The organism is Serratia sp. 506_PEND (assembly GCF_001076875.1).
GTDB classification, from domain to species: domain Bacteria; phylum Pseudomonadota; class Gammaproteobacteria; order Enterobacterales; family Enterobacteriaceae; genus Serratia; species Serratia marcescens.
The window spans coordinates 1-2,875 of record NZ_JVEL01000002.1; the positions used below are offsets into that span (position 1 = coordinate 1).

Annotated in this window: 4 protein-coding genes; 1 reads left to right on the forward strand and 3 read right to left on the reverse strand. The window is 54.7% G+C overall.

Annotated features, from left to right (window positions below; all coding sequences use genetic code 11):
* The coding region (locus ADK28_RS00015; RefSeq protein WP_239686193.1) for a cell envelope integrity TolA C-terminal domain-containing protein at positions 1–408 on the reverse strand (408 nt) is incomplete at its 3' end.
* Between the two features lie 162 nt (positions 409–570).
* Positions 571–978 (reverse strand): hypothetical protein, encoded by a 408-nt coding sequence (locus tag ADK28_RS00020; protein ID WP_048794563.1) that lies wholly within the window; start codon positions 976–978, stop codon positions 571–573.
* Positions 979–1,292: 314 nt separating this feature from the next.
* On the opposite strand from ADK28_RS00020, the gene uspF reads away from it, so the two are divergent.
* Entirely contained in the window at positions 1,293–1,748 is a 456-nt protein-coding gene (uspF, locus tag ADK28_RS00025) for a universal stress protein UspF (protein ID WP_016928063.1), read from the forward strand.
* Positions 1,749–1,832: 84 nt separating this feature from the next.
* On the opposite strand, the gene icd is transcribed toward uspF, so the two are convergent.
* Positions 1,833–2,875, reverse strand: a 1,043-nt coding sequence (icd, locus tag ADK28_RS00030) for an NADP-dependent isocitrate dehydrogenase (RefSeq protein ID WP_048794565.1), incomplete at its 5' end; no start/stop codon positions are given.

Genomic DNA, 2,875 nt, shown 5'->3' on the forward strand with positions numbered 1-2,875 from the left:
CTTGATCGCGGCCTGGCAAAGTTCCGGTTCCCCTTGCTCAGCCCGAATGCTGATCAGCATACCGTCCGGCGCCAGCTTGATGCTCAATGTGCAACGCTTGCCTGAGTAGGCTTCGGCATCTTTCAAATGGCTTTGAATCGCGGCCTGCAACTGGGCGATATAGTGTTCTTTCTCTTTTCCCGGCGCCGACGTCTTTGGGCCGCCAAGGCTGGTGAAAATATCGCCAACCTCTTTATTTACCGGATCGGTTTGGCTGGGGGCCGTGTTTTTGGCACAGCCCGTTAATGCCAGCGCGGTCATCGCCGCCAATACTGTGGCAACGCCGGTTTTATAGCCTGAATGCGTTATTTTCATATCCCTGTCCTTATGGATAATTATCAGTAGTGAAATCAGTTGACGCTGGGCCACGCAAAGAGCTCCGGCCAATACGTTATACAGGATCAATATACACCGCTAGTGACATTAAAACTTTCGCCAGGGGCTGTGCAGTCCGTCACTACAACAGCAGTGACGCACCGATTTTCGACAGAATAACGTATGAATAGACAGCGATGGCATACACGTTTTCGCTCATCCTTTGTAAGCACTGCACATAAATTTCAACACGGTCTTTTGGCTCACAATGCTGAGATAAACCGGATCGCTGGATGCCATGTTCACGAACACCCAGCTGGTAACGCCGTCAACGGTTCTGGCAAAGCTCAATGTATCAATGCCCTGAACGTCGTCCCGGTCGACAAAACGGAATACGGCGCTGTTAATGGTGACGGTTTGCGATGCGCCATTCATCATGGCCGTGATTTGGGTTCCTGCTTGCGTATTGCATTCCAAACGCACCAAGGGTGAAGGCGCTTGCGCGACTGGGGTTGATTCGGCGTACTTCGCTTTCGCCCTGGCCATTCGCTCATCGGTAGTTTGCGTGGTGCACCCGCCAATAAATAAAGACAAAATCAAAACAGAAATGGTTTTCTTGGTCATTTAAACTATCTTTTCACTGGATAACAATATTACTGATTGTAACAAAGAAGGGCCCCGAGAGCTCCTTTTCTACTCAAACGCCAAACACGCTGATACACGCTTAACAATAGCGGCGCGATCATTGAACAGTTCGCTTCCCATGCCTTTAACAGCCAGATCAGCCGCTTCTAATCGATTGCCACAACAACGGTTTCTGCATACTTTCCCTTTTGGCGGTCAATTTCTTTGGTTCTGCCATACCGATCGCCGTTTTCTCGGCGTCAAGCAGCTATAATCCAAAAAGTGGAGTTTTTTGAAAACGATAAGGAGGGAGTATGTACAAAACTATTTTGGTTCCCGTGGATATTACCGAGCCGGAATTAACACAGCAGGTCATCCCGCATGTCAACGCGCTCGCCAGGCTCGAAGACTCCCACGTCCATTTCCTGGCGGTGATCCCGTCGCGCGCCACCTATGCCGCTTTCGGCTTTGCCGCCACGGCGGCGATAGAAACCAAAGACGAAATCATTGCGGTAGCAACCGAGGGGCTGGCAAAAGCGGCCAAAGAATTCAGCGTGCCTGAAGATAGAGTGACCACGCACGTTGCCGTCGGCGATCCCAAAGATCAGATCCTGGAGCTCGCCGATGCGCTCAACGCGGAGATTATCGTGATGGGTTCCAACCGCCCTTCTGCCATCACTTATCTCCTCGGCTCCAATGCCACCGCCGTCGTCCGCCACGCCAATTGCCCGGTGCTGGTCGTGCGTGAATCGGCTAACGCCGCGCAGTGAGCCTGTCCGACACCTCACTCATATTTGAACAGTAAAAAAACGGGAGCCCTAAGGCTCCCGTTCTCATTCAAACGCCAAACACCCTTACATGTGTTTAACGATGGCGTCGCCAAACTCTGAACATTTCAGCAGTTTAGCGCCTTCCATCAGGCGTTCGAAGTCATAGGTCACGGTTTTGGCGGCGATGGCGCCTTCCATGCCTTTAACGATCAGGTCAGCCGCTTCGAACCAGCCCATGTGACGCAACATCATCTCTGCGGACAGGATGATGGAGCCTGGGTTCACTTTGTCCTGGCCGGCGTACTTCGGCGCGGTGCCGTGAGTCGCTTCGAACAGCGCGCAGTCGGAGCCGATGTTGGCGCCCGGCGCAATGCCGATGCCGCCTACCTGGGCCGCCAGGGCGTCGGAGATGTAGTCGCCGTTCAGGTTCATACAGGCGATCACGTCGTATTCCGCCGGGCGCAGCAGGATCTGCTGCAGGAAGGCGTCGGCGATCACGTCTTTAACCACGATCTCTTTGCCGGTGTTCGGGTTCTTGATCTTCAGCCATGGGCCGCCGTCGATCAGCTCGCCGCCGAACTCTTCGCGCGCCAGCTCATAGCCCCAATCCTTGAAGGCACCTTCGGTGAACTTCATGATGTTGCCTTTGTGAACCAGAGTCACGGAGTCGCGGTCGTTGGTGATGGCGTATTCGATCGCCGCGCGCACCAGACGCTTGGTCCCTTCTTCGGAGCATGGCTTCACGCCGATACCGCACTGCTCTGGGAAGCGGATTTTCTTCACGCCCATTTCGTCGCGCAGGAATTTGATCACTTTGTCCGCTTCGGCGGAGCCGGCTTTCCACTCGATGCCGGCGTAGATGTCTTCGGCGTTTTCGCGGAAGATCACCATGTCGGTCAGCTCAGGCTGTTTCACCGGGCTTGGGGTACCCTGGTAGTAACGCACCGGGCGCAGGCACACGTACAGGTCCAGCTGCTGGCGCAGCGCCACGTTCAGAGAACGGATGCCGCCGCCGACCGGAGTGGTCAGGGGGCCTTTGATGGCGACGCGGTAGTCGCGGATCAGGTCCAGAGTTTCGTCCGGCAGCCACACGTCTTTACCGTAAACGTGGGTAGATTTTTCGCCGG

Bases quoted from the DNA above. Each gene is read 5' to 3' on its own strand.
- ADK28_RS00020 (WP_048794563.1), bottom strand. From the start codon at position 978: ATGACCAAGAAAACCATTTCTGTTTTGATTTTGTCTTTATTTATTGGC.
- uspF (WP_016928063.1), top strand. From the start codon at position 1,293: ATGTACAAAACTATTTTGGTTCCCGTGGATATTACCGAGCCGGAATTA.